Origin of the sequence: Frankia canadensis (assembly GCF_900197875.1) — a bacterium.
GTDB lineage: Bacteria > Actinomycetota > Actinomycetes > Frankiales > Frankiaceae > Frankia > Frankia canadensis.
Map to the genome: position 1 here is coordinate 1 of NZ_FZMO01000436.1, position 1,319 is coordinate 1,319.

Here is a 1,319-nt window from a genome sequence, read left to right on the forward strand (position 1 = left end):
GGCTGGGACAGGCCGGCCGGGCGCGGCGCGGTGGGAGGCGGCGCCGGGGCGGCGGGCCGCAGCCGGTCGCCGGGCGTGCCGCTCGGCGCCGACGCGCCGCCCTCGCCCACGAACGCCAGCCACAGCCCGACCAGCAGCCACCCGGCCAGCACGGCCACCGGCCGGCCGCCGCCGGCGCCGGCGAAGTAGGACGTCGAGCGCAGCAGCGTCGAACCCGCGCCGGGCGGCGCGAACTGACCGATGCCCCCCCAGGGCCGCGGCAGCATCTCCGGCGCGCTCGCCGCGGCCGACAGCGCCGCACCGACGACGACGACGAGCACGACGCCGACCAGGCCCGCCGTCCCGGCGACCGCCCCGGCGCCGACGACGGGGGCGGCCACCGCGAGGGTCAGCAGCGTCACCACCGCCATCGTCGTCAGGAACGACCCCGGCAGGACGTGCAGCGCGCCGCGCAGCGCCACGGCGCCCGCGAACCCGCACAGCACCGACAGCGCGGCGATGCCGGCCAGGCGCACCGCCCGCGAGCGCACCAGCCGGGTCAGCAGCACCGCGGCGGCGACGATGACGAGCACCAGCGGCAGGTAGCCGGCGGCGAGCCCGCCACCACCCTGGTCGCGGGGCGCGTTCGGGACGACGTCGACGACCGGGATCTCCAGGCCGGGCATGAACACCCGGATGCCCCGGGTGATCGCCTCGGTGACCGCGGGGCTCGCCGCCGACGCGACGCGCAGGGTCAGCCCGTCGTCGCCGATGACGATCGCCGCGTAGGCGTCGCGGTCGCGCAGCGCCCGGTCGGCGGCGGCGACGTCCGGCACGGTGCGCACGGACAGGGCGCCGGGCTCGACCCGGCTGATCTGGTCGGCCAGCGCCGTCGCCGCGGGTTCCGTGCCCACGGTGAGGATCGGCAGGTTCCGGGGCCGCAGGCTGGTCACCGACGTGCCGTACAGCCAGACCAGCAGTCCCATCAGCAGGGCCATGCCGACGGTGATGACGGCGGCGCGCCGCACCCCTCGCAGGCCGAGGACGTCGCCGACCGAGGGCGTGCCGGCCCCGTCGCGGCGGGCCGCGGGAACCGCGACGGCGCCGCTCGCCGCCACCTCGGCCGCCTCGCCGGCCCGGCCCGCCTCCCGCGCCGATCCGCCGTCGGCCACGGGCTCCGCGCCGGTGGCCGATCCCGCGGCGGGCGGCTCGGCGGGCACCACCGCGCCGGTGATGTCGTGGCGGTGGCCGTAGGCGGCGCGGTGCTGCGCCGTCGCGGGCAGTCCCGGCCCGTGATCGTGCACCGGGTAACCCGGATGCGCGTGCGGACGGCCGGGGGC

1 protein-coding gene is annotated in these 1,319 nt (G+C 79.7%); it reads right to left on the reverse strand.

Translation table 11 applies throughout. The annotated features are described in order from the left end of the window. Positions 1–1,283: hypothetical protein (locus C1A33_RS25530; protein WP_207770499.1), on the reverse strand; the 1,283-nt coding region annotated here is incomplete at its 3' end. Positions 1,284–1,319: the final 36 nt, after the last annotated feature.